General features: G+C 68.9%; 3 protein-coding genes. All 3 read right to left on the bottom strand.

The features are described from left to right. Positions 1-112 precede the first annotated feature (112 nt). Positions 113-1369, bottom strand: a complete 1257-nt coding sequence (locus VFP86_08490; protein HET8999668.1) for an ATP-binding protein — start codon at positions 1367-1369, stop codon at positions 113-115. 109 nt (positions 1370-1478) lie between these two features. After that, complete coding sequence (locus VFP86_08485; GenBank protein ID HET8999667.1) at positions 1479-2738, bottom strand: FAD-binding oxidoreductase; 1260 nt, start codon at positions 2736-2738, stop codon at positions 1479-1481. Between the two features lie 77 nt (positions 2739-2815). Further along, positions 2816-3357: Bcr/CflA family drug resistance efflux transporter (locus VFP86_08480; protein ID HET8999666.1), on the bottom strand; the 542-nt coding region annotated here is incomplete at its 5' end.

Genomic DNA, 3357 nt, shown 5'->3' with positions numbered 1-3357 from the left:
GGGAGCGCCTCGGCGTACCGGCGAACGCCGATCAGGTGTTCAGCGCGATCGATCAGGCCCTGGGCCGATTCCGGGTTGGTGCCGGTCCGGGCCTCGGGGGTGGCCGCCCCGCTCATAACATCTTGTGCGTCCGCATGTAGGCGAGAAGATCGTCAAACACTCCGCTGTCATTGGCAAAGAGCGCGTAGTTGCGGGCGGTCTCGAACCACGGCCGCGTGCTGGCGCGCACGTCCTTGAGCGCCTGCTGGAAATCGGCGAGCGTGATCGGGCGGGCGGCGGCGCTGGACGCCGACGCCTCCAGCGCGATCTCGGCCGCCGACTCGCACAGGTGCGCCAGGTCGGCGCCCGAGAAATCCGGCGTTCGTGATGCGACCCACCGCACATCGAGGCCATCGATCGGTCGCGCCTGCAGATGATACCGGAGAATGGCGTCGCGGGCCGCCTCGTCCGGGGGCAGGACCAGGATCCGGCGGTCGAACCGGCCGGGCCGCACCAGGGCCGCGTCCACGTCCCACGGGTGATTGGTGGCGCCCAGCACGAAGATCCCTTCGTTCTCCTCGCTGCGGACCCCGTCGAGTTCCGCGAGGAGTTGGTTGACCACGGTCCGGCCGCCGTGGTGCTTGAGGTGGGTGCGCTTCTGCCCGAGCGCGTCGAGCTCGTCGAAGAAGAGCACACACGGCGCGTTCTTCCGCGCCGCCTCGAAAATCTCGTGGAGCTTTCGCTCGCTCTCCCCGAGCCACATGTCGAGCACGTCGGACAAACCCACCGCCATGAACTTGGCTCCCAATTCGCCCGCCGCCGCCCGCGCGATGAACGTCTTGCCGCAACCGGGCGGCCCGAACAGCAGGAGCCCGCCTCGAAGGGACTTGCCGTACAGTTTCCTGAGATCGGGATTCCTGAGAGGCGCGAGGAACGCGACGTTAAGCCGGCGCTTGACCGCTTCCATCCCGCCGACGTCGACGAGGGTAAGCGCCGACTTCTCGACCCTCCACTCCTCGCTCGCCGGCTCGCCGCGGTGGACGACCCGAAGGCGTGGCCGCCGGAGAAAGCCGACCCCCGCCTCCCCCGATTCATCGGACCCCTTCACGGGGTCGGCGTGGGGTGACGCGGCCAGCGCGTGCAGCAGCCGCTGATACCCTTCGGCCCGAGTCGCATCCCCGGCCGCCGCGGCGGCCGCCGCCGCGCCGTTGAGCGCTTCAACGTTCGCCGGATCCCGCGCCAGCGCGAAGGTAAACTGCTCCAGCGCGGCGCGGGGATCGCCCGACTCGAGCAGGGCGGCGGCGAGGCGAAGCCGGGCCGGAAGGTCGTCCGGCTGGGCCTCGACGGCGCTTCGGGCCGCTCGAATGCGCTCCTCTCTGGTCCCATCCATGCGTGGAGAGCCTCCCATTGGTGCACCCGGTGCCGTGCTCGCACAGGGACGCCCCAGGCACGGGCTCCCGTGCGGCTCGAAGTTGCTCCACTCCCCGGAAGGCAGCCCGTTACCGGGGACGGGACACCGGGGGGATGGCAGAGTACCACTCAGTATATTGCCGCAAACACGCCTCTCTCAGCGCGGGGTCGGAGTCGTATTCGGGGCCGAACCGGGTGACGGAAAAGGCATCGAGGAACAGCGATGGCAGGCCTGTGTGGACCAGCTCGGCGAGCATCTCCCCTACCGCAGGGGAGATCGACAGCCCCCCTACGCAGCACCCGCTCGCCACGTAGAACCCCTCGATGCTCGGAAGGGGCCCGATGAGCGGCAGCCCATCAGGGGTCATCGTCGGCAGCCCGCCGCGGTGCTCCCGAACCGGGATGTCCTTCTCGATGGACAGCTGACTCTGAACCGGCTGGACCAGGCGCTCCAGCACCTTCATATCCAGCGGAAGGTCCTGGATCTGGAACTCGGGAGGGACCCCGCTCATGTCGTGGGGGTGCGGATCGCGCTCGTACCCCCCCAGCAACAGTCCGCCCTGGTGGGGCCGCATGTAGACCTTGGCGTCGTAGATCCGGCAGATGGCGTGGTCCGCCGCGAGCCCCGGAATGCGCTCGGTGATATAGAGTTGATGGCGCACGGGAATCAGGGGGACGCGGACATGGACGTGCTCCGCGATCAGTCGCGTCCACGCCCCCGCTGCGTCGACGACCGCGGGGGTCCGGATCTCCCCTTGGGCCGTCGTCACGTTGATGACGCGTCCGTCCTTTACACCGATCCCCGTGACCCGCGTGTTGGGAAGAAGCGTCACGCCCTGCCGTTCGGCCGCCCGGGCGTATCCGAGCGCCAACTGCCCGGGATCCTCCAGATAGAGATCGGAGGGAGTGTACGCGATGAGCCGGATATCTCGGGGGCGGATCAAGGGCGCGGCCAGGGTCATCTCGTCGTAGGAGATCTCGTACGTGTCCAACCCCAGGGCTTGGCCCGCCGCGAGTTCCGCGCGGATCACGGCCTCGTCGGGTTCTCCCCGAGCGATATTCACGCTGCCCGACTGGACGAAGGTGAGAGGCTCGCCGGTCTCCGCGGTGAACTGAAGAATCTTGGCGACGCTCAGGATCGCGAGGCGCGAGACGTCGGGGTGGGGCCGCACCTGCTTGGTCAACCCCGCGGCGCGGGGCGAGGTTTGGGATCCGATTTCGTGGGCGTCGACCAGCACGATGCCCTGGCGGCCGAGGCCCGCCAAGTGGTAGGCGGTGCTCGACCCGAACGCGCCGGACCCGATGATGACGACCTCGGCTTCACTGACCATGACACGCACAACTTCCACACGGGCCCGCGGGTCCCCCCTCGCGGGGCGGCGGCCGCGCAGGAAACCTGCGCGAAAGCGACCGGGCCGCCCAGCGCTTACGTCCGGACCATGAGGCGGTGCGCCAAGAAGCTCGCGAGACCGGCGAGCGCGATCACGACGGCCATCGGCACCGCCGTGCCGTTGTACAGAGCCCCGGCGGCGGCGCCGCTGAGCGCTCCAAGACCGAACTGAATCGTCCCGGCCAGCGCCGACGCGGTCCCGGCCGTGTGGGGAAAGACAGAGAGGGCCCCCGCCATCGCGTTGGCCCCGATGAAGCTCAGCGACGAAATGAACGCCAAAATCGGAATCATGAGCCCGGGCAGTTGCCCCCAGCCCGTGAACGCCGCGACCCCGAGGGCGCAGCCGGCGACGGCCACGGCATCGACCCCGTACCGCAGCAACCGGTCGGAGCCGCAGCGCAGGACGAGGCGACTATTGAGCGCGGCACCGACCATGAGGCCGGCGACGTTGAGCGCGAAGAGGAATCCGTAGTGCTGGGCCGGGATGCGATAGAGCCTGATAAAGATAAACGGCGAACCGGCGAAGTACGCGAACAGGCCGGCCCAGGCCGCGCCACTGGTGAGGACGTACCCGAGGT

Source organism: bacterium (assembly GCA_035703895.1).
Taxonomy (GTDB): Bacteria; Sysuimicrobiota; Sysuimicrobiia; order Sysuimicrobiales; family Segetimicrobiaceae; genus Segetimicrobium.
This window is presented reverse-complemented; position numbering and strand designations above follow the sequence as displayed.